Below are 24,103 nucleotides of genomic sequence, written 5' to 3' on the forward strand. Positions count from 1 at the left end.
CACCAACGGCCCCAAGGACCGGGGTCCGGGGCGGGCGGGAGTCAGTGGCCGGAGCCCGCCGAGCGGACCGCGCCGACGCTCGCGAGGACGACCATGGCGATGGCGGCGATCTCCGCCCAGCCGAGCGCCTGGTGCAGGACCAGGAAGCCCGCCGTCGCCGCCGCGGCCGGCTCCAGGCTCATCATCACGGCGAACCCGGACGCCGGGAGCCTGCGCAGGGCCAGCAGCTCCAGGGTGTACGGCAGCACCGAGGACATCAGCGCGACGGCCGCGCCGAGGCCGATCGTCACGGGGTCGATCAGCGCCGAACCGGCGGACGCGACGCCCAGCGGCAGGCTGAGGACGGCCGCGACGGTCATCGCCAGCGCCAGCCCGTCCGCCTGCGGGAAGCGCTGTCCCGCGCGTGCGGAGAGCAGGATGTACGCGGCCCACAGCGCACCGGCGGCCAGGGCGAAGCCGGCGCCGGCCGCGTTCAGCCCGTCGAAGCCCTCGCGGCCCAGCAGTACGACACCGCCCAGCGCGAGCGCCGCCCACACCAGGCTCAGCGCGCGCCGCGAGGTCACGATCGACAGCACCAGCGGGCCGAGGAACTCCAGGGTGACCGCCGCGCCCAGCGGGATGCGGTCGATCGCCTGGTAGAAGAGCGAGTTCATGCCGGCCAGCGCGATGCCGAAGCCGACGACGGTGGCCCAGTCGCCGCGCGAGTAGCCGCGCAGCTTCGGGCGGCAGGCCACGAGCAGCACCAGCGCCGCGACGACCAGCCGCAGCGTGACCACGCCGAGCGCACCGGCCCGCGGGAAGAGCAGTACCGCAACCGACGAGCCGAACTGCAGCGAGATGATGCCGCCGATGACCAGCCCGACGGAGGTCATGCGCGCGCGGGAGCCGCCGGCCCGGCCCGCCCGCTCGGCCCGCCGCACCTCCTCCGACGCCGGTACCGCGACCGGCACCGCGCCCGCGTCGGACGGCGCGAGCTGCGGGGACTCGGCGGCGGCCGGGGCGCCGGAGGACGAGCTGGAGCGAGAGCCGGCCTGCTGCGGGCCGGACTGGGGAGACGAGTGGTTCACGCATCCCAAGCTAAGGCCCATGCCGCGATGGATGAAATGCGCTATGGCTGGTTTCGGTACTGACAGGCCTTTCCGGTCGCGGCCGTCACAGGTGCTCGGCCAGCACCTCCGCCAGGTGGCGCCCGGGCCGCGCGCCCAGCTGCGCCAGCTGCGTACGGCAGGAGAAGCCGTCGGCGATGATCTCCGCGTCCGGGGCCGCGTCCCGAACGGCCGGCAGCAGCTGCTCCTCCGCGCACGCCACCGACACGTCGTAATGGCCGCGCTCGAAGCCGAAATTGCCCGCGAGGCCGCAGCAGCCGCCGCTCAGCTCGCCGGTCAGCCCCGCGCGCTCGCGCAGCCGCCGCTCGGCCGCGTCACCGAGCACGGCGTGCTGGTGGCAGTGCGTCTGCCCGGCCACCGGGCGGTCGACGCGCGGCGGCCGCCAGTCCGGCGCGTACTCCTCCAGGTACTGCGCGAAGGTGCGGACCGAGCGGGCCAGCTCGGCGGCGCGCGGATCGTCCGGCAGCAGTTCGGGCAGGTCGGTGCGGAGGGTGGCGGCGCAGCTCGGCTCCAGGACGACGACCGGTGAGCCCAGCGTCGGCTCGACGCGGTCCAGGGTGCGCCGCATGACCTTGCGTGCCTGGTCGAGCTGGCCGGTGGAGACATAGGTCAGGCCGCAGCAGACGGCCTTGCCAGGTCGGCCGCCCGGGAGCAGAACCTCCTTGCCGGCCGCCTCCAAAACCTTGACGGCGGCCTGCCCGGCGGACGGGGCGAGGTGGTTGGTGAAGGTGTCCGGCCAGAGGAAGGCGACCCGGTCGCTGGAGAAGAGGTGCGTACCGTCGCCGAGGCGCGCCCGGGAGCGGCGGGCCAGCCAGCGCGTGAACGGCTCCGGCGCGATCTCGGGGATCGTGCGCTCCGGCGCGATGCCGCCGGCCCGCTTGGCCAGCGACGCGAGCGGTCCCACCCGGGCCGCGGCATTGATCACCGGCGCCAGCCGGGAGATCGCGGCGGCCCGCAGCCACAGCGGCAGCCGCCCCATGGCGTAGTGCGCGGCGGGCCGCAGCCGCCCTTCGTAGTGGTGGTGCAGGAACTCGGCCTTGTACGTCGCCATGTCCACGCCCACCGGGCAGTCGCTGCGACACCCCTTGCAGGACAGGCACAGGTCGAGCGCGTCGCGTACTTCGGTGGAGCGCCAGCCGTCCGTGACCACCTCGCCCGCCAGCATCTCGTGCAGCAACCGGGCGCGGCCGCGCGTGGAGTGCTGCTCCTCGCCGGTCGCGCGGAAGGAGGGGCACATCACGCCCGCGCCGGAGACGGAGGTGTTACGGCACTTGGCGACGCCGACGCAGCGCCGCACGGCAGCGGAGAAGTCACCCTTGTCGTGCGGATACCCGAACTCCACATCGACCGGCTTCCTCGGCAGCACGGCGAAGCGCAGATTCTCGTCCATGCGGTGCGGGCGGACGAGCATGCCGGGGTTGAGCCCGCCCGCCGGGTCCCACACATCCTTGAAACGCCCGAAGAGGCCGACGAGTTCCGGCCCGTACATCTTCGGCAGCAGTTCGGCGCGCGCCTGCCCGTCGCCGTGCTCGCCGGACAGCGACCCGCCGTGCGCGACGACCAGGTCCCCCAGGTCGTACGAGAAGTCCCGGAAGCGGCGGATACCCGCCTCGCTCAGCAGGTCGAAGTCGATGCGTACGTGAATGCAGCCGTCCCCGAAGTGGCCGTACGGGGTGCCGCGCAGGCCGTGCTGCCCGAGCAGCCCCCGGAAGTCGCGCAGATAGCCGCCGAGCCGCGCCGGGGGCACCGCGCAGTCCTCCCACCCCGGCCACGCCTCGCTCCCGTCCGGCATCCGGGTCGCCGTCCCCGACGCGTCCTCGCGGACCCGCCACAGGGCGCGCTGCCCCGCCGGGTCGGACACGAGCAGATGGTCCGTGGCGCCCGCGGCCGCCGCCCGGCACAGCTCCTCGGCACGCGCCCGCGCCTCCTCCGGGGAGCCGCCGCCCAGCTCCACGAAGAGCCACGCGCCGCCCTTCGGCAGCCCGCTCGCGTCGGGCACCAGGTCGGAGGCCATGCCCTCCACGGTCAGCGGCCCGTACGGCAGCAGGGTGTGCGCGGCCTCTGCGGCGGCGCTCTCGTCCGGGTACCCCAGTACGGCGAGGACCCGGGCTGCCGGCGCCTCGACCAGCTTCACCGTCGCCTCGGTCAGCACGCCGAGGGTGCCCTCGCTCCCGGTGAGCGTCCGGGCGAGATCGACGCCGTTCTCCGGCAGCAGCGCGTCCAGCGCGTACCCGGAGATCCGGCGCGGCAGCTCGGGAAAGCCGGTGCGCAGCAGCGCGAGGTCCCCGTCGACCAGGGCGCGCACGCCGTCCGCGAGGGCGCCCGGCACGCCGTCGAGCCCCTGACCGGCGCGGACCCGCTCGCCCCCGTACGTCAGCACGTCCAGCGCGTGCACGTTGTCCGCCGTCGTCCCCCAGGCCACCGAGTGCGAGCCGCAGGAGTTGTTGCCGATCATGCCGCCGATCGTGCAGCGGCTGTGCGTGGAGGGGTCGGGGCCGAAGGTCAGGCCGTGCGCGGCGGCCGCGGTGCGCAGCTCGTCGCAGATCACGCCGGGCTGGACCACGGCCGTCCGCGCCTCCGGGTCCAGCGACACGATCCGCCGCATGTGGCGGGTGAAGTCCAGCACCACGCCCGTGCCGGTGGCCTGCCCCGCGATGGACGTGCCGCCGCCGCGCGGCACCACCGGCACGCCGTGCTCCCGGCAGACCCGCAGCGCGGCCGCGACGTCCGCGTCGTCCCGGGGCGCGACGACCGCCCGCGGCACCCGCCGGTAGTTCGACGCGTCCATGGTCACCAGCGCCCGGTCGGCGGCGGTGACCGACACCTCGCCCCGCACGGCCGCCCTCAGGGCCCGCGCCAGCTCCGCCTCCGCCGTCCCGTCCGCCGTCCCCGCCTCTGCATCCTTCTGCGCACGCTCAGCCATGCCCCCAGCCTGCCCCGCCGAGCGCCGGTAGATGACCTCCGAAGCGCGTCCATCCCGAACACAGAACCGCGTCCATCCCGGACACATGCGTCTCAACGACTGGACTCCGGTCAGATCCGGGCGGCCCGACGGATTAGGCTTCGTCCGTGGCTGAGATCCAGATTCCCGCTGACATCAAGCCCGCCGACGGACGTTTCGGCGCTGGCCCCTCCAAGGTGCGTACGGAGGCGCTCGACGCCCTGGCCGCCACCGGCACGTCCCTGCTCGGCACCTCCCACCGCCAGGCCCCGGTGAAGAACCTGGTCGGCAAGGTGCGCGAGGGCGTTCGCGACCTCTTCCAGCTCCCCGAGGGCTACGAGGTCATCCTGGGCAACGGCGGCTCGACCGCCTTCTGGGACATCGCGACGCACGGCCTGATCGAGCGCAAGTCCCAGCACCTCTCCTTCGGCGAGTTCTCCTCGAAGTTCGCCAAGGCCGCGAAGCTGGCGCCGTGGCTCGACGAGCCCACCGTCATCTCCGCCGACCCCGGCACGCACCCGGAGCCGCAGGCCGAGGCAGGCGTGGACGTCTACGCCTTCACGCACAACGAGACCTCCACCGGTGTCGCGGCCCCGATCAAGCGGGTCGCGGGCGCCGACGAGGGCTCCCTCGTCCTGGTCGACGCCACCTCCGGCGCCGGCGGCCTCCCGGTCGACATCTCCGAGACGGACGTCTACTACTTCGCCCCGCAGAAGTCCTTCGCCTCCGACGGCGGCCTGTGGATCGGCGTCTTCTCCCCCGCGGCCCTGGAGCGCGCCCGCGCGGTCCACGCCTCCGGCCGCCACGTCCCCGAGTTCTTCTCGCTCCCCACGGCGATCGACAACAGCCTGAAGAACCAGACGTACAACACCCCGGCCCTCTCCACCCTCTTCCTGCTCGGCGAGCAGCTGGACTGGATCAACGGCCAGGGCGGCCTGGACTGGGCGGTCGGACGCACCGCGGCCTCCTCGCGCACGCTGTACGGCTGGGCCGAGGACTCCAAGTACGCCACCCCGTTCGTCACCGACCCGGCGAAGCGCTCGCAGGTCATCGGCACGATCGACTTCAACGAGGACGTGGACGCGGCGGCCGTGGCCAAGGTCCTGCGCGCCAACGGCATCGTCGACACCGACCCGTACCGCAAGCTCGGCCGCAACCAGCTGCGCGTCGCGATGTTCCCGGCGATCGACCCGTCCGACGTCGAGTCCCTCACCGCCTGCATCGACTACGTGATCGACAAGCTGTAAGCGGGTCGGCGACACGACTCAACGGACGGGCCCCGGCGACGCGATCGCCGGGGCCCGTCCGTCGCTGCGCCGGCCCCCGGATCATGGCAGTGGGGCGCGGCGGGCGCTCACCGGCTCAACCGCTGGAAGCGGCGCACCGCCAGCGGCAGGAAGACGACGGTGAGGACCACCGGCCAGAGTCCGGCCATCAGCAGGGCGTGCTGCTCCACCCAGGAATCGCCGCTGCCCACCGGCGTACCGAACAGCTCCCGAGTGGCCGCGGCCGTCGACGAGATCGGGTTCCACGCCGCCACGAAACCCAGCCAGTCCGGCATCAGCCGGGGCGCGACGAAGACGCTGGAGATCATGGTCAGCGGGAAGGCGACCGCGAACAAGCCGCCCGCCGCCTCCGGGTTGGGTACCAGCAGACCGAGCCACACCCCCAGCCAGATCAGCGCGCACCGCAGCCACAGCAGCAGTGCGAAGGCCCCGATGAAGGCAAGGCCGCCGTCGGGCCGCCAGCCCATGGCGAACGCGGTGAGCATCAGGATCGTCAGCTCGGCGCAGGCGACGACGAGGTCGGTGACACCACGCCCGGCGACGACCGCGGACGGTGCCATCGGCATGGAGCGGAACCGGTCGATGACGCCCTTGGTGGAGTCGTGGACCACCGTCGCCGCCGTGTTGATGAACCCGAAGGCCATCGTCATCACGAACATCCCCGGCATCAGGAAGTCCTGGTAGTCCCCACCGCCGGGCACCCTCATGGCGCTGCCGAAGACATATCCGTACAGCAGCACGGACAGGATCGGGAAACCCAGTTGCCAGGCGATGCCGACCGGCTGGCGCTGGTAGTGGGTGAGGCCGCGGCGTACGACGTTCCAGCAGTCGGCGAGGGCCCAACGGATGCGGGAGACCTGGCCGTCGGGCTCGTGCCCGGTCCGCAGCTCGACGGTGCTCATGCGGCCGCCTCCTCGGTCTCGGTGCGGTGACCGGTCAGGCGCAGGAACACATCGTCCAGGCTCGGCCTGCGCAGCCCGATGTCCTCGACCGGTACGCCTTCGTCCTGGAGGGTGCGCGCCACGTCGGTGAGGGCGGCCACGCGGTCGGTGACCGGTGCGTGCACGCGCAGCTCGGTACCGTCCGTCTCCGGTTCGCCGTCCGCGACCCGGGCGACCACCTTCACCGCCCGCGGGATGTCGCCCCGCTCGGCGACCACGACCTCGATGCGGTCGCCGCCGATCCGGTCCTTCAGCCCGTCCGGGGTGTCGTCGGCGATGGCCCGGCCCTGGTCGATGACGGTGATGTGCGAGGCGAGCCGGTCGGCCTCCTCCAAGTACTGGGTGGTGAGCAGCACGGTGGTGCCACCGGCCACCAGCGCCCGCACGGAGTCCCAGACCTCGCCGCGGCTGCGGGGGTCGAGGCCGGTCGTCGGCTCGTCGAGGAACAGCACGGCCGGAGCGAGGATCATGGACGCGGCGAGGTCCAGCCGTCGCCGCATGCCACCGCTGTACTGTCCGACCCCCTTGTCGGCGGCGTCCGTCAGGCCGAACTGTGCCAGCAGCTCCGCCGCGCGCCGCCGGGCCCGGCGGCCGCCCAGGTGGAAGAGGCGGCCGAACATCTCCAGGTTCTGCCGGCCGGTCAGCACCTCGTCCACGGCCGCGTACTGCCCGGTCAGCCCGATGCGCCCGCGCACCGCACGCGGCTGCCGCGCCACATCCAGGCCCGCCACCCGCGCCCGGCCGCCGTCCAGTCGCACGAGCGTGGACAAGATGCGCACGGCGGTGGTCTTGCCCGCGCCATTGGGGCCGAGGAGGCCGTGGACGGTGCCGCGCCGGACGGCGAGGTCGAGGCCGTCGAGCGCGCGCTTGCCGCCGTACTTCTTGGACAGGCCCTCCGCGAGGACGGCCGCTTCCGCTGTTGTCACAGGCTCCCCTCCGTACTCCACGAAACGGGCACGCCGCCCGGCGAACCGAGTGCGGCGCACCCTCTTCCGCGTACACCGTACTCTATTTCGCGTACGGCGTACCCAGTTTTTCTTCGACGGCCTACGATGGCGGCACCATGACCACGACAGAACACAGCGGCAGCGGTGATGTCTCGCGCAGCATGGAGCTGCTCTGGGGAACCGGCGAGCGCCGCAGCCGCGGCCCGAAGCCCGGCCTCACCCTCGACGCGATCGTGACCGCCGCGGTGGCCGTCGCCGACACCGACGGGCTCGCCGCCCTCTCCATGCGCCGGGTCGCCTCCGAACTGGGCGTCGGCGCGATGTCCCTGTACCGCTACATCCCCGGCAAGGCCGAACTGCTCGACCTGATGCTCGACAAGGTCGTGGAATTCGACGCGCCCTCGCACCCCGCCCCGGAAGCGGGCTGGCGCGCCGCCCTGACGGCCGTTGCGCACGGCAGCCGACGGCTCTACCACCAACACCCCTGGCTGCTCCAGGTCGACCAGGCCCGCCCGCTCCTCGGCCCGAACGCCTTGGACGGCCTGGAGTACGCGCTGGAAGGCCTGGCCGGCACCCGGCTGAGCGGCCGCGAGAAGATCCACGTCCTGGTCGCCCTCGACGGCTTCGTCACCGGCGTCACCCGCGTCGAGGTGAATTCCGCCCAGGCCGAGAAGCGCAGCGGCGTCAGCGACGCGGACTTCTGGAAGGCGCAGGAGCCCCTGCTCAACCGAGCGATGAACAGCGGGCGCTACCCCCAGCTGGCAACGCTTCCGGCGGACGCGTTCGACGACGCCGGTGGCGACATCTTCGAGCTGGGACTCGACCGGCTACTGGACGGGTTCACGTCGTTCATCGAAGGCCCGGCCACCCCGGAGTGACCAGGAGGCACGCCGCGCCCGCTGAGGCAGGCACTGCCTCAGCCGCGGCGGCCCGGCGGTCGGTCAGTCGCGGCGGCCGCGCCTGCGGAGGGCGAGGACGGCCGCCACGGCGAGGCCGATGACGACGACGCCGGTGACGACCGGGCTGCCCTTCTCCGAGGAGTCGGAGGAGTCGGAGGAATCACCGGAGCCGTCCGTACCGTTCGAACTTCCCGAGCCGTTCTTGTCACCGCCGCCCGGAGTGCCGGAGTGGTCGTCGCCGGGCGCCTTCTCCGGGAGCTGCTCGCCGCTCAGCCCGACCGGCCGCACCTCGCTGTTCGCCCCCTCCGAGCCGAACATCAGCGACCGCCCGTCCGCCGTGAACGTGACCGACTCGCCCTGCCCCTGTATCGGTACGCCGACCGCGCCGAGCTCCGTCGGACGGCCGTTGTGCCAGCGGTACATCCGCCCCCCGAAGTACCCGCGCAGCATCAGCCGGGTGCCGTCCGGCGAGAAGGCGCCGTCGGTCACCCACAGATCGACGCCCGCGACGCGCCGGAAGACGTTCGGGCCGGACGTGCTCAGCCGGGCCGGGCCCGCGTAGAGCGCGCCGTCCCCGTCCTCCTTCTTGTCGGCGATGTAGACCCGGCCGGTCTTCGGATCGACCATCATCGCCTCGGCGTTCCGCGCCCCGTCCGCGTACTTCACGTCGTACTGGGTCGCCGTCACGGTCTGGTCGCGCAGCTGCTTCGGCTCGGGGAACCGATAAATCCACACGTGGTCCCAGGACCCGTCCAGGTTGTCCCCGATGTCGCCGACGTACAGGTCGCCGTCGGGCCCGATCGAGATCGCCTCCACGTCCCGCGGATCGCCGACCCCCCGCATCGTGACAGTGGCGACCGTCCGCCCGGTCGCGGAGTCCACGGCATAGACATACGGCCCGTCATCACTGTCGTTGTGCGTCCAGTAGATGCCCGGGTGGGCGCGGCTGGCGGCCAGCCCGCTGGACTCGGTGATCCGCTGATCCTTGATCGTGAACGGTTCCGGCTCGGCGGCGGGCGCGGCCACGGCAGTGGCGGCCGACGCGACCAGCAGGACCCCCGCGGCACCGGCCGCACACAGAAGCGAACGCATGCCCCAAGCCTCCCATCCCCGGCGAGTGTCCAGCGTCACCTACCGGCACGCCCGGCGATCGGCGAAGATGGCCGAATGCGGATCATGTTTGTCGGCGACTCGATGACGGTCGGGAGCGCCGGCGATTACACCTGGCGTTACCGCATGTGGCAGCACCTCAACCGCACGTACGGCGGCCCGTACCGCATCGTCGGCCCGCGTGACGCGCTGTACGACATCCCCAAGGCCGAGCCCGTCTCGTACGACTACGGCGACCCCGACTTTCCCGAGCGCGCCCGCCGCCATCTCGCCGGATGGGGCGAGGGCTGGCTGCACATGGCCCCGCTCATCGGCGAGGCCGTCCGCGCGCACAAGGCCGACACGCTCCTCGTCTCGCTCGGCCTCATAGACCTCGGCTTCTACACGGACGCGGACCAGACCGCCGAGAACGCCCGCCGCTTCCTCGCCGAGGCGCGGGCCGCGCGGCCGCGCGTACGGGCCGTACTCCTGCCTGTCATCCCCAACATCCGGGCGGCCGGGGACCCCGACTTCGCCGCGCAGTGCGACCGCTTCAACGAACTACTGGCCAAGGCCGTCGCCGACCTCTCCACCCCGATGTCGCCGCTGCTCCTCGCGTCGCCCCCGGAGGACTACTCCCTGGACCGCGACACGTACGACGGCACGCACCCCTCCCCCTCCGGCGAACACCTGCTGGCCGCGGCCTTCGCCGACGCGATGCACCAGGCGTGGGACGTGGGCGCCCCGTACGAACCGGCGTCCTGAGCCGCCTACCCCCGGAGCAGTTCGTTGCCCCGCCGGGCGACCTCCTCCGGCGAAAGGTCCTCGACCTGCGTCAGGAAGACCCAGACGTGCCCGAAGGGGTCCTTCAGCATGACGGTCCGGTCGCCGTAGAACATGTCGGTGGGCGGCTGGAGCGACTCCGCGCCGGCCGCCACGGCCCGGCGGTACAGCGCGTCGACGTCCTCGACGTACACGTGCAGCCCCACCGTCGTACCGCCCGCCTTCCGCGGGTCGAGAAATGCGCCGCCGTCCCCGTCGCCGACCATGAGGACCGAATCGTCGATCCGGATCTCGGCGTGCAGGATCCGTCCGTCGGGCCGGGCGATGCGCATGACCTCCTCGGCTCCGAACGCGGTCGCGTAGAAGGCCATTGCCTCGGCGGCGCCGTCGATCATGATGTGCGGGACGGCGGCGTAGCGGTAACGGCCGGGAATGCGGATGCTGGTCATGACGGCGACGCTACGACCTCAACTCCGCTTGAGGTCAAGACGCGCCCACCCGCGCGACCATCTCGTGCAGCAACCCCGCCTCCACGAAGGGCGCTTCGGCGCACGGCAGCGAGCGCCACTCCAGTGGCCAGGTGTTCCCGTACAACGCCGGCACCCCCACGAATGCGGCCTCCCGGCCGCCCCTCCCGAGATCGCGCGCCCCGGGCGGCCAGACGTATGCGGCGGCGCTCTTCGGCGGCAGCAGGAAGTACGAATACCGGCCCCCGGTCGCGGTCCGCACGATCGGCCCGGCCCGGAAATCCGTGAACTGCATGATCTCGAAGGCGACTTGCTCGCCGGTGAAGTCGGCGATCCGGATGGCGTCGAAGTGGACGCCGACGTGACGAAGCGCGTGCCCGGTGGCGGGCAGCCAGTCAGGTACGAGATCGGGTGAGATTCGTCGGTTCATGCGTCAGACGATTGCGCTCGCGAGTTCACTGTGACCAGTGCCACACGGGAGTGGTGAAGTGCAGTGAATCAAGGGGAGGGTGCTGTGCACAGCAGTGGAAACGGCTCCGCTAATAGGCGGATGTTCGGAGCGATGCTGCGCTTTTTCCGCGAGCAGGCGGGGCTGACGCAGGAGGCATTGGGCAGACGGGTGGGGTTCTCCAAGTCCCAAGTCGCCATGGTGGAACGGGGAGACCGGCCTCCGAAGGGGGACTTCGCCCCACTGGCGGACGACGCGGTGGGCGCCCGAGGCGCGCTTCTGGTGGCCGCTGAGCAACTGCACGTCAGTCATTTGCCGACGTGGACCGAGGAATACGCGGAGGTGGAGGCCGAAGCTGTCGCCCTGCACACGTACCAGAATCACGTCATCCCGGGACAGCTCCAGACCGGCGCCTACGCGCACGCGGTCTTCAACTGCCACTGCCCTCCGCTCAACGATGACGAAGTCAACGCACGGGTCGCCACGCGGCTGGACCGCCAGAAGCTGATCCGCCGAGAACCGGCGCCGGTCATCAGTTTCGTACTGGAGCAGATCGCCATCACCCGTCCCTTGGGAGGTCCGTCCGTGCTCAAGGAGGCGCTGCACCACATCCTGGACATCGCCCGCCTCCGCAACGTCGAGATCCAGGTGATGCCGCCCACTCGGCAGACGCACGCGGGACTGAACGGCCCGATGATCCTCTTGGAGACGGCCAAGCGGCGGCAGCTCGCCTACGTCGAAGGACAGAGCGGAGGCTTTTTCGTAGACGAACAGCCCGACCTGGGCGATCTGTTCGCACGGTATGGCATTCTGCGAGCTCAGGCTCTCAGCCCCGAAGACTCCGCGGAACTCATCGAACAGGTGGCACGAGGACTATGAACTGGTTCAAGAGCAGCTACAGCGGCGACCAGGGCGAGTGCATCGAAGTCGCAGTCGCCCCCTCCGCCATCCACGTCCGGGACTCCAAAGACATAGCGCGTCCCTCCCTCACCGCCTCCCCCGACTCCTGGGCCGCGTTCATTCACTTGATTCGAGTGGACTCCAAGGCGTTGGCTGAGGGGTCATGGAGTACACGCAGCTAGGACGTACCGGGCTCAAGGTCAGTCGACTCGTTCTCGGGACGATGAACTTCGGGCCGCAGACCGACGAGGGCGACAGTCACACGATCATGGACGCCGCGCTGGGCGCGGGCGTCAACTTCTTCGACACCGCCAACGTCTACGGGTGGGGCGAGAACAAGGGCCGTACGGAAGAGATCGTCGGGTCCTGGTTCGCCAAAGGCGGGGGCCGGCGTGACAAGGTCGTGCTGGCGACCAAGGTCTACGGGAACATGGCGCCGGACGGCGACACCGTGTGGCCCAACCACGACAAGCTGTCCGCCGTGAACATCCGGCGGGCCGTGGACGCCAGCCTCAAGCGGCTGGGGACCGAGTACATCGATCTGTACCAGTTCCATCATGTGGACCGCGCGACGCCTTGGGATGAGATCTGGCAGGCGATCGACGTGCTCGTGCAGCAGGGGAAGATCCTGTACGCGGGATCGTCCAACCATGCCGGGTGGCACATCGCGCAGGCCAACGAGACCGCCGCGCGGCGCGGTTCGTACGGGCTGGTCAGCGAGCAGTGTCTGTACAACCTCGCCGAGCGGCGGGCCGAGATGGAGGTCATTCCGGCAGCCGAGGGCTACGGGCTCGGGGTGATCCCGTGGTCGCCGCTGCACGGCGGGCTGCTGGGCGGCGCCATTCGGAAGGAGAGGGAGGGCGGCGCGGCGCGTTCGACCTCGGGACGGGCCGCCGACACGCTCGCCGATCCGGCCGCGCGGGCGCAGATCCAGGCGTACGAGGACGTCGTGGCCAAGTACGGGCTGGAGCCGGGCGAGGTCGCGCTGGCGTGGCTGCTCACCCGGCCCGGCGTGACGGGGCCGATCGTCGGGCCGCGTACGACGGACCAGCTCGCGTCGGCGCTCCGCGCCGTTGAGCTGACGCTGCCGGACGAGCTGCTGCGGTCGCTGGAGGAGATCTTCCCGGGGCCGGGGCCGTCTCCCGAGGCGTTCGCCTGGTAGGCCGCCCCGCACATGTCGTACGGCGACGGCGCGGCCGTCACTGAAGGGCGGCCGCCACGATGACGACGATCAGCAGCACAGCGAGCAGGCCGGACATGATCCGGTTACGGGTCTTGGGATCCACCCTTTGAGCGTAACCGGACGGCGGGGCGAGCCCGCAGGCAGTACCGCCCGGCCCCGCTCAGTGGCCCAGCGGCCACGTCGCCACCGTCTCGTACCGGGGCTGTTCGCCGGGGACGCCGGAGGCGGGGAGGTTGCTGCGGACCAGGGCCAGCTCGGCCACCTGCCACTCCGCGCTCTCGTACGCGGCGAGCGCGTCGACGAAGGGGGCGAGGTCCACCCGGGCCTCGCCGCCCCGGTGGCGCGCCAGCGTCAGGTGCGGGGTGTAGCGGCGGTGCTCGCCCACGTCTACGCCGGCCCGGCGCGCCGCCGCCCCCGCGGAGTCCGCGAGGTGCCGCATCGGCTCGCGGCCGCCGGCCGCGCCCGCCCACAGCACCTTGTGGTCGAACCGGCCGCTGCCGCTGATGCGCAGTGGGAACGGGGGGTGGCGGTGGGCCGCACGGGCCAGCCGGGTGTGCAGCTCGGGGAGCAGGTCCTCGGCGACCTCGCCGTAGAAGGCGAGCGTGAAGTGCCAGCCGTCGCGGCCGGTCCACCGGAGGCGCTCCGCGCCGGGCAGCCGGTGCAGGGCGGCCGTCTCTGCGGCCAGCCCGTCGATTGCCGCCTGGGGCGGGAGGACCGCCGCGAAGAGTCTCATGCGGTTATTTTCGCGTGTGCGGCGCCGCTGGGGCCGTTCGCGCAGTTCCCCGCGCCCCTTCGGGGGCGCGGGGAACTGCGCGAGCAACCACGACGAGTCCGCAGCCGGCGACGCTCACACCGCGGCAGCGACCCGTTCCCGGGACGCGCCTTCGCGCGGTACGAACGCGAGGTGCTGGTGACCCCGGCGGAGGTCGATCTTCAGACGCAGACCCCCGGCGCGGGCCAGGAACAGGCCCACCCCCACCGCCGCAAGCGCGGAAATCGCGCCGCCCGACAGGAAGCCGATGCGGGCGCCGTACGCGTCCGTGATCCAGCCGACCAGCGGGGCGCCCAGCGGGGTGCCGCCCATGAAGACCATCATGAACAGGCTCATCACGCGGCCGCGCATCGCGGGGTCGGTCGCCAGCTGGACGCTGGAGTTCGCGGTGACGTTGATCGTCAGGCCGCACATCCCGATCGGGACCAGGAGCACCGCGTACAGCCAGAACGTCGGGGCGAGCGAGGCCGCGATCTCCAGGACGCCGAACGCGAGGGCCGCGCCGACCAGCAGCCGGAGGCGGGACGTGCCGCGCCGGGCCGCGAGCAGCGCGCCGGCCAGCGAACCGGCCGCCATCAACGTGTTGAGCAGGCCGTACGTGCCGGCGCCCGAGTGGTAGACCTTGTCGACGAAGGCGGTCAGCCAGATCGGGAAGTTGAAGCCGAAGGTGCCGATGAAGCCGACCAGGACGATGGGCCAGATCAGGTCGGGGCGCCCCGCGACGTAACGCAGGCCCTCGCGGAGCTGGCCCTTGCCGCGCGGCACGACCTTGCCCTGGTGCAGCTCGGAGGAGCGCATCATGAGCAGGCCGACGATCGGCGCGATGAAGGACAGGCCGTTGAGCATGAAGGCCCAGCCGCTGCCGACGGCGGTGATCAGCACGCCGGCGACGGCGGGGCCGACCAGCCGCGCCGACTGGAAGTTCGCGGAGTTCAGGCTGACGGCGTTGCGGATGTCGTCGGGGCCGACCATCTCGGAGACGAACGACTGCCGCGCCGGGTTGTCGACGACCGTGACCAGGCCGAGCAGGAAGGCGACGAGGTAGACGTGCCAGACCTGCACCTGTCCGGTCAGCGTCAGCACCGCGAGGGCGAGTCCCGTGAGGCCCATCGCGGCCTGGGTGAGCAGGAGCAGCTTGCGCTTGGGCAGCCGGTCGGCGATGACACCGCCGTACAGCCCGAAGAGCAGCATGGGCAGGAACTGCAGGGCCGTCGTGATGCCGACGGCGGCGGAGGAGCCGGTGAGGCTCAGTACCAGCCAGTCCTGGGCGATGCGCTGCATCCAGGTGCCGGTGTTGGAGACGACCTGGCCGGTGGCGAAGAGACGGTAGTTGCGGATACGCAGCGAGCTGAAGGTGCCCTTGGTGCGCTGGCCACTCTTGGCGCCCTTGATGCGCTGGGCACTCTCGGCGTCCTTGGTGCGCTGGGCACTCTCGGCGTCCTTGGTGCGCTGGGCACTCTCGGTGCCCTCGCGCGGCTTGGCGGCAGCGGCAGCGGGCGCCGCAGCAGCAGGCGCGGCGGCAGGCGCCTGGGGCGCGGGGGCGGCGTGGGTCGCGCCGGTCGCGTGGTCGTCGTGATCAGGTGCGGGGGCGGAGTCTGCTCCGGATCCCGTACTCAAAGTGGGTTCGCCTCCTCGGCGGTCGGTGGCTGTGCTTCGGTGGCTTCGGCATCGGTGGTCCCGCTCCCCGGGTCGGCGGCTCGCCGCGCGCGGTACGTACGCGCTTCAGCGGTACGTACGCGCTTCACGTACGCGCTACAAGTGCGCGAGCTTTTCCAGTACGGGCGCGGCGGCCCGGAGCGTGGCCCACTCGTCCTCGTCCAGGCCGGAGGCCAGCTCGGCCAGCCAGACGTTGCGCCGGCGGCGGCTCTCGTCGAGCATCGCCTCCGCCTGCTCGGTCTGCGTGACGACCTTCTGGCGCCGGTCGTCGGGGTGCGGCTCCAGTCGGACCAGTCCCTTGGCTTCGAGCATCGCCACGATGCGGGTCATCGACGGCGGCTGGACGTGCTCCTTGCGGGCCAGCTCACCAGGGGTGGCGGTGCCGCAGCGCGCGAGGGTGCCCAGCACCGACATCTCGGTGGGGCTGAGCGATTCATCGACCCGCTGGTGCTTGATCCGGCGGGAGAGGCGCATGACGGCGGACCGCAGCGCGTTCACGGCGGCAGCGTCGTCACCGAGGGACAGTTCCGGCATGTTTGTTAGCGTAACTCATTACTCTCGCTAAAGAAAGTCGAGAGTTTCCGGTCTTCCTGCATCAGCCACTCATCACCCATACGGGTGAGCTGTTTCCGGAAAGTGACGCGCCGGGGCCACTCCTGCGAGGACCGTTGACCGCATGGGATCGAGAGTGCTCAGCCTGCGCGTCGACGGTGAGCTGCTGGAGCGCATCGGACAGCACGCGGCCAAACGCGGCATGAGCGTCCAGGATTACGTGATCCGGACGCTCATGCGCGAGGACTTCGACGAACGCTTCGCGACGTCGGTCGAGGAGACGGAGCGGTTCTACGCCGCGCCGCCGATATAGCGGGAGGCCCGCTTTGTGCTCGTACCGCTACTTCAGACCCAGTGCCTGCTCGATCGGGTTGAGCAGGAAGTACACCAGGAAGCAGAGGCCGACGACGTCCAGCAGCCAGGGGATCTCCTTGAAGCGGCCGGTCGCGGACCGCAGCAGGATGAAGGCGAGGACGCCGATGCCGATGCCGTTGGTGATGCTGTAGGTGAAGGGCATCGAGACGATCGTCAGGAACGCCGGGATGCCGACGGTGGCGTCACTCCAGTCGATCTCGCGGACGTTCGACGCCATGATCAGGAAGCCGACGACGACCAGGGCCGGGGTGGCGGCCTGCGACGGGACGACCGTGGCGAGCGGGTTGAAGACCAGCGTGAGCAGGAAGAGCCCGCCGGTGACCACGTTCGCCAGGCCCGTACGGGCGCCCTCGCCGACACCCGCCGTGGATTCAACAAAGCAGGTGTTGGCCGAGCAGGAGCCGAGGCCGCCGCCCGCGACGCCGATGCCGTCCATCATCAGGATGCGGCCCATGCGCGGCAGCTGGCCGTTCTTGTCGGCCAGCCCGCTCTCCTCGCCGACGCCGATGATCGTGCCCATCGCGTCGAAGAAGCCGGAGAGCAGCACGGTGAAGACGAAGAGGCAGCCGGTCAGCAGGCCGACCTTCTGGAAGCCGCCGAAGAGGCTGATCTGACCGACCAGGGAGAAGTCCGGCGTGCCGACGACCGCGTCCGGGATCTTCGGGACGGCCAGGCCCCAGGCGCTGTCCGGAAGGCCCGCGACGGTGTTGATGATGATCGCGACGACGGTCATGGCGACGATTCCGATGAGGATCGCGCCCTTGGTCTTCCGCACGGTCAGGATGAACATCAGCGCCAGGCCGAGCACGAAGACCAGCACCGGCCAGCCCTGCAGCTGGCCACCGGTGCCGAGGCCGAGCGGCACGGTGGTGTGCGCCGAGTCCGGGTTGCGCGAGACGAAGCCGGAGTCGACCAGGCCGATCATGGTGATGAACAGGCCGATGCCGATCGCGATCGCGCGCCGCAGCCCGTTGGGGATGGCGTCCATGACGCGCTGCCGCAGGCCGGAGGCGACCAGGATCATCAGCACGATGCCGGCCCAGACGACCATGCCCATCGCGTCCGGCCAGGTCATCTTGGGCGCGAGCTGGAGCGAGACCAGCGCGTTGATGCCCAGTCCGGCGGCGAGCGCGATCGGGACGTTGCCGATGAGGCCCATCAGGACGGTGGTCAGGCCCGCCATCAGGGCGGTGGCAGTGACCAGCTGGGCGTTGTCCAGGTGGTGCCCGTGCATGTCCTGGCCGCCGGCCAGGATGATCGGGTTCAGGATCACGATGTAGGCCATCGCGAAGAAGGTGGCCAGTCCGCCGCGTACCTCACGGGAGACCGTGGAGCGGCGTGCGGAGATCTGGAAGAACCGGTCGAGACCGTTCTTGGGCTCGGGCGTGGCGCCGGCCGGGGAATCGGCGTCGGCCTGAGTGGTGGCCGGGGTGGGCATCGGTGAGACCTCAGTTGTACGGGCCTGTGACGGGCCTGGGAGGCGCGGCAGCCCGGGAGCCGGGCCACGCAACGATCGGATCAGGTTTGTTCTATCAGACGACAGAAACCGGTCAGATCCGGAAAGGTTCAGTATGAAACAACAAATGCATGATCGCTATCTCCGCGCGTAGACCTTTGGGGCGACTGGGGTGCGAGGGGTCCGCGGAGGTGCCTGGAGAAGCCGGGCGGTCGGTCGCCGTAAGCTTGCCCGTATGTGGAAGAAGTCCGAACTGCGCGAGGCGCCCGCGCCCCTGGAGGGGCCCGTCGTCGCCACCATCACCGGCGGCACCGTCATCTGGTTCGTCCTCTTCCTGGCGCAGCTCCCCTTCTACGACTGGTTCGCCGACCACAAGAACACGTGGTGGGTATGGACCTGCCTGGCCGGCGGCCTCCTCGGGCTGCTCGGCATCTGGTACGTCCGCAAGCGCGACGCGGCCATCAAGCGGGACGCGGCGGAGCGGCGCACCGCCGCCGCGACCACACCGGACGCCTGATCAGCGGGTGATCCGGGCACGCTGCCCGTAGCGTCGGACGCATGACGGAACGGGCGCAGCCCCCACAGCCCCCACAGTCCGCCGACCGGTACTCCGCGCTGGCGCCCGCGCGCGCCCACGGCGGGCTGACCGCCGCCGAGGTCGCGGAACGGGTGGCCCGCGGCGAGGTCAACGACGTTCCGGTACGGTCCTCGCGCTCCGCCGCCGAGATCGTCCGCGCGAACGTCCTCACCCGCTTCAACGCCATCATCGGCGTCCTCTTCGCGGTCATCCTGGTCATCGGCCCGATCCAGGACGGCCTCTTCGGCTTCGTCATCGTCGCCAACACCGGCATCGGCATCATCCAGGAGCTGCGCGCCAAACGGACGCTGGACCGGCTCGCCGTCGTCGGCGAGTCCCGGCCGACCGTACGCCGCGACGGCACGGCCGCCGAGGTCCCCTCCTCCGAGGTCGTCCTCGGCGACCTCATCGAGCTGGGGCCCGGCGACAAGGTGATCGTCGACGGCGAGGTGGCCGAGGCGGACGGGCTGGAGATCGATGAGTCGCTGCTGACCGGCGAGGCCGACCCGGTACTGAAACGGCCCGGCGACCCGGTGCTCTCCGGCAGCTTCGTGGTCGCGGGCGGCGGCGCCTTCACCGCCACGAAGGTCGGCCGCGCGGCCTACGCTGCGCAGCTCGCCGAGGAAGCCTCCCGCTTCACGCTCGTCGACTCCGAGCTGCGCAGCGGCATCAGCATGATCCTGAAGTACGTCACGTGGATGATGGTCCCGACGGCGATCGGACTCGTCCTCAGTCACCTCTTCACGCTGAACATGGGCGGTGACGACGCGGTCCGGCGGATGGTCGCCGGGATCGTCCCGATGATCCCCGAGGGCCTGGTGCTGCTCACCTCGGTCGCCTTCGCCATCGGCGTCATCCGGCTCGGCCGCCGGCAGTGCCTGGTCCAGGAGCTGCCCGCGATCGAGGGCCTGGCCCGCGTGGACGTGGTCTGCCTGGACAAGACCGGGACGCTCACCGAGGGCGGCATGGACGTCAGCGAGCTGCGGCCGCTGCACGGCGCCGACGAGGAGTACGTACGGCAGGTGCTCGGCGCGCTCGGCGAGTGCGACCCGCGGCCGAACGCCTCGCTGCAGGCGGTCATCGACGCGTACCCGGCGGACGACGCCTGGCGCTGCACGGAGTCGCTGCCGTTCTCCTCGGCCCGCAAGTACAGCGGCGCGTCCCTCAACGGGCCCGACGGCGAGAGCACGAACTGGCTGCTCGGCGCCCCCGACGTGCTGCTCCCCGAGGGCGACGGCACGCTCGCCGAGACCGACGACCTCAACTCCCGGGGTCTGCGCGTCCTGCTGCTGGCCCGTGCGGAACGCGAGCCGGCCGACCCCGCCGTGACCGAGCACCTCACCCCCACCGCGCTGGTCGTCCTGGCCCAGCGGCTCCGCGCGGACGCCCCCGAGACCCTGCGGTACTTCGCCGAGCAGCGGGTCCGCACGAAGGTGCTCTCCGGGGACAACGCGGTTTCGGTGGGTGCGGTCGCCGCCGAACTCGGCCTGCCGGGGGCGGAGAGCCCCGTGGACGCCCGCCGGCTGCCCGACGGGCCGGATGCGCTGGCCGGGGCGCTGGAGGACGGTACGGTCTTCGGCCGGGTCACCCCGCGGCAGAAGCGCGGCATGGTCACGGCCCTCCAGTCGCGCGGCCACCACGTCGCGATGACCGGCGACGGCGTGAACGACGTGCTGGCACTGAAGGACGCCGACATCGGCGTCGCGATGGGGTCCGGGAGCGAAGCGACTCGGGCTGTCGCCCAGATCGTGCTGTTGGACAACAGCTTCGCTGCCCTCCCGGCGGTCGTCGCCGAGGGCCGCCGGGTCATCGGCAACATCACCCGCGTCGCGACGCTCTTCCTCACCAAGACGGTGTACTCCGTCCTGCTCGCGCTGCTCGTCGCCTGCTGGCAGATCCCGTACCCGTACCTGCCGCGCCACCTGACGCTGCTCTCCACGCTGACGATCGGCGTACCGGCCTTCTTCCTGGCCCTGGCGCCCAACAAGGAACGGGCGCGCCCGCACTTCGTACGGCGCGTCATGCGGTACGCGATCCCCTCCGGGCTGATCACGGGCGCCGCGGCGTTCACGATGTACCTGCTGGCCCGGAGCCACTACTCCGGGCCGGACGCGCTGCGGTCCGAGACCAGCGTGGCGACCCTGACGCTCTTCCTCACCGCGCTCTGGGTCCTGGCGATCATCGCCCGGCCGTACACCTGGTGGCGGATCGGCCTGGTCCTGGCGATGGGCGCGGGCTTCCTCGTGGTCCTCGCGGTCCCCTGGCTCCAGTCGTTCTTCCAGCTCAGGCTGGTCGGTACGACGATGCCGTGGGCGGCCGTGGCGATGGCGGCGGCCGCCGCCGCGGCACTGGAGATCACCTGGCGGTGGCTGGGCCGCCGGACGCCGGGCTGAGAGCCTGTGACACAGGCTCTGACGGTCAGTCGAACCAGCGGGCCCGCGCCAGCTCCTCCGTGCGCGTCGGGTCCTCCAGCAGCGCCGCCACCTCGAAGCGGCGCGGCCACTGGCCGGTGGCCCAGGCCAGCCCGGCCGCCACGCCCTCGAACGTCGCCGCGTGCACCGTGCCGTCGGCGGCGCGCCGCCAGTCCAGCTCGGCGTCCCCGGTGTCGGTGGTCACCAGCAGTTCGTCGTGCTCGACGTACGTGCCGGGCGTGTCCGGGCCGAGCAGCGCGCGTACCGCGTCCGGCACCTCGCGCACGGTGCCCTCGGTGCGTACTTCTGCGGGGAACTCCTCGCTCAGCCGCCGTACCTGGAGCAGCTCGGCCAGCGCCGCGGCCTGCGCAGGGCGCACCGGCAGCAGCGGCCGGTCCCCGGCGAGCGGCAGCAGGTCGGGCGCGTCCGCGATGACCGCGTCGGCCGCGTCCACCACCCGTACCGCGTCCCCCACCACGGCCCGCAGCTCGTCGGGCAGCGTGACCTGTTCGGGGTCCAGCCCGGCCAGCTCGCCGTACAGCGCGTGCAGCTGAGCGGCGCTCACCTCGGCGTCCTCGTCGGCCAGCCGGGCGAGCAGCTCGGCGGCGCCGCCCGGCTCGTCCAGCAGCGCCGCGACCGAGGTCCGCACGCCCAGCGCGCGCAGCACCTGCGCGTCCACGTCGCCGGCGTCCGCCGCCTCGTACAGGCCCGCGAGCAGCGGGTCGCCGCCCGCAGCCCGCAGCCCGGCGGGCCGCCGGCCGTCGAGCACGGGCTGCCCGCGCAGCCACCACGCGGCGTACGGACGCACGGTCTCCGTCGTGCCGTCCGGGAGCAGTACGCGCACCGGAGCGGTCAGCGCGTCCCGCAGTGGCGGGCGCGACAGCATGGCCAGCACCTGCGGCCAGGCGTCGTCGTCGACCAGGTCCAGGTCCCGTACGGCGACGATCTCGGTGGCGACCGGCGGCACGGGTGTCTCGGGCAGGCCGTCGAGGACGTCCTCGCACCACACGTCCACCGCGTCCAGCAGGCCGACGTCGTCCGGCTCGGCGAAGTCGCCGTCCCGGGGCTCCAGCTCGTCCGGGTCCAGCACCACGTCCTGGGCGCGGACGAGCGCGAAGTCCGCGAGCACGCCGACGGCGGTGAGCGGCTGCTCGCCCCAGCGCGCGGCCAGCTCCTCGTCCACGCGGGCCAGTTCGCCGGACCGGATGACCCGCTCGAACGCGCTGTCCGGATAGACCAGCTCCCCGGCCGGGGCCGGCTCGCCGTCCTCGTCGGGCAGCGCGAGCGCGCCCAGCCACGGCTCGTCGCCCGGCGCGAGACCGGCGTCCCGGACCAGTCCGAGCACGGCCTCGGCCAGCTCCTCGCCGCTGAGGGCGCCGCCGGGACCGTCCGCCGTCTCCTCGTCGAAGACGTCGTACTCGTCCTCGGCCGCCTCCAGGGAGTGCGCGACGGCCGCCCGCACCTGAGGGGTCTTCAGTACCGCGCGGGGCGTGGCGGGCACCGCGCCCAGCTTCTCCAGCAGCGGGTGCACCGCGTCCGGGTGCGCGACCTTCAGGCCGAGGCGGGCCAGCGTCCGGTGCCGGGCCTCCGTGTCCGGCCGGTCCTCGCGGACCGGCAGCAGCACCTGGCGGGGCCCGATCGTCGTGCGGCCGTCCGCGAGGGGTACGGGCAGGCCGCTGAGGCGGTCCGGGTCGGTCCCGGCCAGCGACTCGTACAGCCGCCGCCACCAGGACGGCGTGCGCTCCACCCCGGCCAGCCGGTCGATGATCTCGCCCAGCGGCACCCGGGCCACGCCCAGCGCGCGCAGCTCGGGCCGCCGCTCCAGGCCCGCGGGCAGCAGGCTGGGGAAGAGCTCGGCCAGTACGGCGACGGTCTCGGCGCCCGCGCCCTCGGCCAGCTCGGCCTCGACGGGGCGCAGCACGTGCGGGCCCTCGGGCTCGGTGCCCAACGGCTCGTCGGCCTCGGGCCACGTGCCGAGCGCGCGGTCGGCCTCGCGGCGCAGCGCGGCGCCCGTACCGGCGCTGGGCAGGAACGGCACCCGGGGCAGCCGCTCCAGGACCAGGCGGCGCAGCTCGCCGTCCAGGCCGCCCTTGCCCAGCGGCCCCGGCACCAGGTCGATGGTGCCGACGGAGACCGGCTCCCAGTCGCGCAGGAGGGTGGCGTAGGTGTCGGCGGCGCGCTCGGCGAGGAAGTCGGCGAGCGGGCCCGGCGCGACGTGGCGGCGGGTCGGTTCCAGCGGGAGTGAGGCGATGAGCAGCGCGGGCAGGCCGAGCGGCTCGTCCGTGGGGGTCGGCGCGTGCACGACGGGCGCGGTGGCCGGACGTACCGGCTCGCCCTCGGCGTCCACCGGCACCGCCCAGGTCACCGACCAGGCGGGCCGCAGCCGCTCCTCGACGGGGCGGTCGGCCAGCAGCGCGGGCTCCAGCGGGCCGCCGTCGGTGGCCACCCGCCAGCGCGCCGTGCCGCGGGCGCTGTCCTCGACGACGACGTACGGGCCGTCCTCGCCGCGCCGCAGCTCCCGTACGCCCTCCGGGGTATCGATCACCACCTCGGCCAGCCCGGGCAGGGTCAGCAGCAGCGCGTCGTCGACGGCGGTCAGCAGACGGCGCGTCAGATCCTCGGCGGCGCCGTCCCGCAGCGGCAGCACCACCGCGGTGTCGTACCCCTCCGGTGCGCTGCCCTCGGCGGGCAGCGGCAGCCGCAGCAGCGGCACGTGGCCGTCCCGGCGCCGCAGCTCGTTGCCCAGTCCTGGACTGTGGGCCGCGACGTCCATGGCCAGCGTCCGCGCCTCGGTCAGCGACCAGCGCACGCCGCCGGTCCGTCCGATCACCGCCGGTTCGTCGCTCACCGCCAGTACGGCCGCGAAGCCGACGCCGAAGCGGCCGACCGCGCCGCTCGACGCGTCGCTGTCCCGCTTGGCGGAGGCGCGCAGGGTGGCGAGCGATTCGACGCCCGTGGCGTCCAGCGGCGCACCGGTGTTGGACGCCACGAGCACGGCGTGCTCGCCGTCCTCGCCGGGATGGAGGGTCAGCCGCAGCCGCCCGGGGACGCCGGCGCGGGCCGCCGCGTCCGCCGCGTTCTGCGCCAGTTCGACCACGAGCCGGTCGCGGTAGCCGCCGAGCGCGAGGTCCTCCTCGGCGTTGGCGTCCTCCCGGAACCTGGCCGGGGAGCCGGCCCAGGCGTCCAGCACACCCCGCCGCAACCGCGCGGCTCCGAAGGGGTCCGCACCATCGACGGGATTCCGGACGGTCGCCCTACGGCTCACGACTGCTCCCTCGCACACAGCTTCCCGCCCCGCGGCGGCTTCACGTGTC

Annotated in this window: 21 protein-coding genes; 9 read left to right on the forward strand and 12 right to left on the reverse strand. The window is 72.2% G+C overall.

Annotated features, from left to right (window positions below; all coding sequences use genetic code 11):
* Positions 1 to 41: 41 nt before the first annotated feature.
* The gene (locus ACZ4MH_RS10765; RefSeq protein ID WP_467754463.1) at positions 42 to 1,067 is read right to left on the reverse strand and encodes an EamA family transporter; all 1,026 of its coding nucleotides are present in this window, start codon (positions 1,065 to 1,067) and stop codon (positions 42 to 44) included.
* An 85-nt stretch (positions 1,068 to 1,152) separates the two neighbouring features.
* Entirely contained in the window at positions 1,153 to 4,029 is a 2,877-nt protein-coding gene (locus tag ACZ4MH_RS10770) for an FAD-binding and (Fe-S)-binding domain-containing protein (protein ID WP_351594699.1), read from the reverse strand.
* A 146-nt stretch (positions 4,030 to 4,175) separates the two neighbouring features.
* Between ACZ4MH_RS10770 and serC the strand changes: the two genes are divergently transcribed.
* On the forward strand, positions 4,176 to 5,294 hold the full coding sequence (gene serC, locus ACZ4MH_RS10775) for a phosphoserine transaminase (protein WP_351594702.1): 1,119 nt from the start codon (positions 4,176 to 4,178) through the stop codon (positions 5,292 to 5,294).
* 107 nt (positions 5,295 to 5,401) lie between these two features.
* On the opposite strand, the gene ACZ4MH_RS10780 is transcribed toward serC, so the two are convergent.
* Both ACZ4MH_RS10780 and ACZ4MH_RS10785 read right to left on the reverse strand, forming a co-directional pair.
* A complete protein-coding gene (locus ACZ4MH_RS10780) occupies positions 5,402 to 6,235 on the reverse strand; it encodes an ABC transporter permease (protein WP_351594705.1) in 834 nt (277 codons plus the stop codon).
* Complete coding sequence (locus ACZ4MH_RS10785) at positions 6,232 to 7,200, reverse strand: ATP-binding cassette domain-containing protein (RefSeq protein ID WP_351594708.1); 969 nt, start codon at positions 7,198 to 7,200, stop codon at positions 6,232 to 6,234. Before ACZ4MH_RS10785 ends, ACZ4MH_RS10780 begins: the two co-directional genes overlap by 4 nt.
* A 137-nt stretch (positions 7,201 to 7,337) precedes the next feature.
* Here ACZ4MH_RS10785 and ACZ4MH_RS10790 point away from each other — a divergent pair, with 137 nt between their 5' ends.
* Entirely contained in the window at positions 7,338 to 8,099 is a 762-nt protein-coding gene (locus tag ACZ4MH_RS10790; RefSeq protein ID WP_351594711.1) for a TetR/AcrR family transcriptional regulator, read from the forward strand.
* 63 nt (positions 8,100 to 8,162) lie between these two features.
* On the opposite strand, the gene ACZ4MH_RS10795 is transcribed toward ACZ4MH_RS10790, so the two are convergent.
* Positions 8,163 to 9,212: a hypothetical protein gene (locus ACZ4MH_RS10795; RefSeq protein ID WP_351594714.1), complete on the reverse strand. Its 1,050-nt coding sequence runs from the start codon at positions 9,210 to 9,212 to the stop codon at positions 8,163 to 8,165.
* 75 nt (positions 9,213 to 9,287) lie between these two features.
* Between ACZ4MH_RS10795 and ACZ4MH_RS10800 the strand changes: the two genes are divergently transcribed.
* Positions 9,288 to 9,974 carry a GDSL-type esterase/lipase family protein gene (locus ACZ4MH_RS10800; RefSeq protein WP_351594717.1) on the forward strand — a complete coding sequence of 229 codons (687 nt, stop codon included), beginning with the start codon at positions 9,288 to 9,290 and terminating at the stop codon, positions 9,972 to 9,974.
* Positions 9,975 to 9,979: 5 nt separating this feature from the next.
* Here the strand turns inward: ACZ4MH_RS10800 and ACZ4MH_RS10805 are convergent, their stop codons facing one another.
* Together ACZ4MH_RS10805 and ACZ4MH_RS10810 are read right to left on the reverse strand one after the other, a co-directional pair.
* A complete protein-coding gene (locus ACZ4MH_RS10805) occupies positions 9,980 to 10,441 on the reverse strand; it encodes a VOC family protein (RefSeq protein ID WP_351594720.1) in 462 nt (153 codons plus the stop codon).
* 34 nt (positions 10,442 to 10,475) lie between these two features.
* Positions 10,476 to 10,889, reverse strand: coding sequence for a hypothetical protein (locus ACZ4MH_RS10810; RefSeq protein WP_351594723.1), 414 nt, complete (start codon positions 10,887 to 10,889; stop codon positions 10,476 to 10,478).
* Positions 10,890 to 11,009: 120 nt separating this feature from the next.
* Here ACZ4MH_RS10810 and ACZ4MH_RS10815 point away from each other — a divergent pair, with 120 nt between their 5' ends.
* The 3 genes from ACZ4MH_RS10815 to ACZ4MH_RS10825 are packed head-to-tail and all read left to right on the forward strand — an operon-like array spanning position 11,010 to position 12,969.
* Entirely contained in the window at positions 11,010 to 11,786 is a 777-nt protein-coding gene (locus ACZ4MH_RS10815) for a helix-turn-helix domain-containing protein (protein ID WP_351594726.1), read from the forward strand.
* Positions 11,783 to 11,989, forward strand: coding sequence for a DUF397 domain-containing protein (locus ACZ4MH_RS10820; RefSeq protein ID WP_351594729.1), 207 nt, complete (start codon positions 11,783 to 11,785; stop codon positions 11,987 to 11,989). The genes ACZ4MH_RS10815 and ACZ4MH_RS10820 overlap by 4 nt, the downstream gene beginning before the upstream one ends.
* Positions 11,971 to 12,969: an aldo/keto reductase gene (locus ACZ4MH_RS10825; protein ID WP_351594732.1), complete on the forward strand. Its 999-nt coding sequence runs from the start codon at positions 11,971 to 11,973 to the stop codon at positions 12,967 to 12,969. The genes ACZ4MH_RS10820 and ACZ4MH_RS10825 overlap by 19 nt, the downstream gene beginning before the upstream one ends.
* Positions 12,970 to 13,150: 181 nt before the next feature.
* Here the strand turns inward: ACZ4MH_RS10825 and thpR are convergent, their stop codons facing one another.
* The 3 genes from thpR to ACZ4MH_RS10840 form a co-directional block, all read right to left on the reverse strand.
* Positions 13,151 to 13,723, reverse strand: coding sequence for an RNA 2',3'-cyclic phosphodiesterase (gene thpR, locus ACZ4MH_RS10830; protein WP_351594735.1), 573 nt, complete (start codon positions 13,721 to 13,723; stop codon positions 13,151 to 13,153).
* Positions 13,724 to 13,837: 114 nt separating this feature from the next.
* Entirely contained in the window at positions 13,838 to 15,379 is a 1,542-nt protein-coding gene (locus ACZ4MH_RS10835) for an MFS transporter (RefSeq protein WP_351594738.1), read from the reverse strand.
* 135 nt (positions 15,380 to 15,514) lie between these two features.
* The gene (locus ACZ4MH_RS10840; protein ID WP_351594741.1) at positions 15,515 to 15,952 is read right to left on the reverse strand and encodes a MarR family winged helix-turn-helix transcriptional regulator; all 438 of its coding nucleotides are present in this window, start codon (positions 15,950 to 15,952) and stop codon (positions 15,515 to 15,517) included.
* Between the two features lie 142 nt (positions 15,953 to 16,094).
* Here ACZ4MH_RS10840 and ACZ4MH_RS10845 point away from each other — a divergent pair, with 142 nt between their 5' ends.
* A complete protein-coding gene (locus ACZ4MH_RS10845; RefSeq protein WP_351594744.1) occupies positions 16,095 to 16,283 on the forward strand; it encodes a ribbon-helix-helix protein, CopG family in 189 nt (62 codons plus the stop codon).
* 27 nt (positions 16,284 to 16,310) lie between these two features.
* On the opposite strand, the gene ACZ4MH_RS10850 is transcribed toward ACZ4MH_RS10845, so the two are convergent.
* On the reverse strand, positions 16,311 to 17,783 hold the full coding sequence (locus ACZ4MH_RS10850; RefSeq protein ID WP_351594747.1) for an NCS2 family permease: 1,473 nt from the start codon (positions 17,781 to 17,783) through the stop codon (positions 16,311 to 16,313).
* Positions 17,784 to 18,036: 253 nt separating this feature from the next.
* Between ACZ4MH_RS10850 and ACZ4MH_RS10855 the strand changes: the two genes are divergently transcribed.
* Complete coding sequence (locus ACZ4MH_RS10855) at positions 18,037 to 18,318, forward strand: DUF2530 domain-containing protein (protein WP_351594750.1); 282 nt, start codon at positions 18,037 to 18,039, stop codon at positions 18,316 to 18,318.
* A 41-nt stretch (positions 18,319 to 18,359) separates the two neighbouring features.
* Positions 18,360 to 20,771 (forward strand): HAD-IC family P-type ATPase, encoded by a 2,412-nt coding sequence (locus tag ACZ4MH_RS10860; RefSeq protein WP_351594753.1) that lies wholly within the window; start codon positions 18,360 to 18,362, stop codon positions 20,769 to 20,771.
* Between the two features lie 25 nt (positions 20,772 to 20,796).
* Here the strand turns inward: ACZ4MH_RS10860 and ACZ4MH_RS10865 are convergent, their stop codons facing one another.
* Positions 20,797 to 24,054, reverse strand: coding sequence for a sacsin N-terminal ATP-binding-like domain-containing protein (locus tag ACZ4MH_RS10865; RefSeq protein ID WP_467754464.1), 3,258 nt, complete (start codon positions 24,052 to 24,054; stop codon positions 20,797 to 20,799).
* Positions 24,055 to 24,103: the final 49 nt, after the last annotated feature.

Source organism: Streptomyces sp. NPDC026301 (genome assembly GCF_055567935.1).

Bases quoted from the DNA above. Each gene is read 5' to 3' on its own strand.
- ACZ4MH_RS10850 (WP_351594747.1), bottom strand. From the start codon at position 17,783: ATGCCCACCCCGGCCACCACTCAGGCCGACGCCGATTCCCCGGCCGGC.
- thpR (WP_351594735.1), bottom strand. From the start codon at position 13,723: ATGAGACTCTTCGCGGCGGTCCTCCCGCCCCAGGCGGCAATCGACGGG.
- ACZ4MH_RS10840 (WP_351594741.1), bottom strand. From the start codon at position 15,952: ATGCCGGAACTGTCCCTCGGTGACGACGCTGCCGCCGTGAACGCGCTG.
- ACZ4MH_RS10845 (WP_351594744.1), top strand. From the start codon at position 16,095: ATGGGATCGAGAGTGCTCAGCCTGCGCGTCGACGGTGAGCTGCTGGAG.
- ACZ4MH_RS10820 (WP_351594729.1), top strand. From the start codon at position 11,783: ATGAACTGGTTCAAGAGCAGCTACAGCGGCGACCAGGGCGAGTGCATC.
- ACZ4MH_RS10780 (WP_351594705.1), bottom strand. From the start codon at position 6,235: ATGAGCACCGTCGAGCTGCGGACCGGGCACGAGCCCGACGGCCAGGTC.
- ACZ4MH_RS10825 (WP_351594732.1), top strand. From the start codon at position 11,971: ATGGAGTACACGCAGCTAGGACGTACCGGGCTCAAGGTCAGTCGACTC.
- ACZ4MH_RS10860 (WP_351594753.1), top strand. From the start codon at position 18,360: ATGACGGAACGGGCGCAGCCCCCACAGCCCCCACAGTCCGCCGACCGG.
- ACZ4MH_RS10855 (WP_351594750.1), top strand. From the start codon at position 18,037: ATGTGGAAGAAGTCCGAACTGCGCGAGGCGCCCGCGCCCCTGGAGGGG.
- ACZ4MH_RS10770 (WP_351594699.1), bottom strand. From the start codon at position 4,029: ATGGCTGAGCGTGCGCAGAAGGATGCAGAGGCGGGGACGGCGGACGGG.
- ACZ4MH_RS10810 (WP_351594723.1), bottom strand. From the start codon at position 10,889: ATGAACCGACGAATCTCACCCGATCTCGTACCTGACTGGCTGCCCGCC.
- ACZ4MH_RS10790 (WP_351594711.1), top strand. From the start codon at position 7,338: ATGACCACGACAGAACACAGCGGCAGCGGTGATGTCTCGCGCAGCATG.
- ACZ4MH_RS10800 (WP_351594717.1), top strand. From the start codon at position 9,288: ATGCGGATCATGTTTGTCGGCGACTCGATGACGGTCGGGAGCGCCGGC.
- ACZ4MH_RS10815 (WP_351594726.1), top strand. From the start codon at position 11,010: ATGTTCGGAGCGATGCTGCGCTTTTTCCGCGAGCAGGCGGGGCTGACG.
- ACZ4MH_RS10795 (WP_351594714.1), bottom strand. From the start codon at position 9,212: ATGCGTTCGCTTCTGTGTGCGGCCGGTGCCGCGGGGGTCCTGCTGGTC.
- ACZ4MH_RS10805 (WP_351594720.1), bottom strand. From the start codon at position 10,441: ATGACCAGCATCCGCATTCCCGGCCGTTACCGCTACGCCGCCGTCCCG.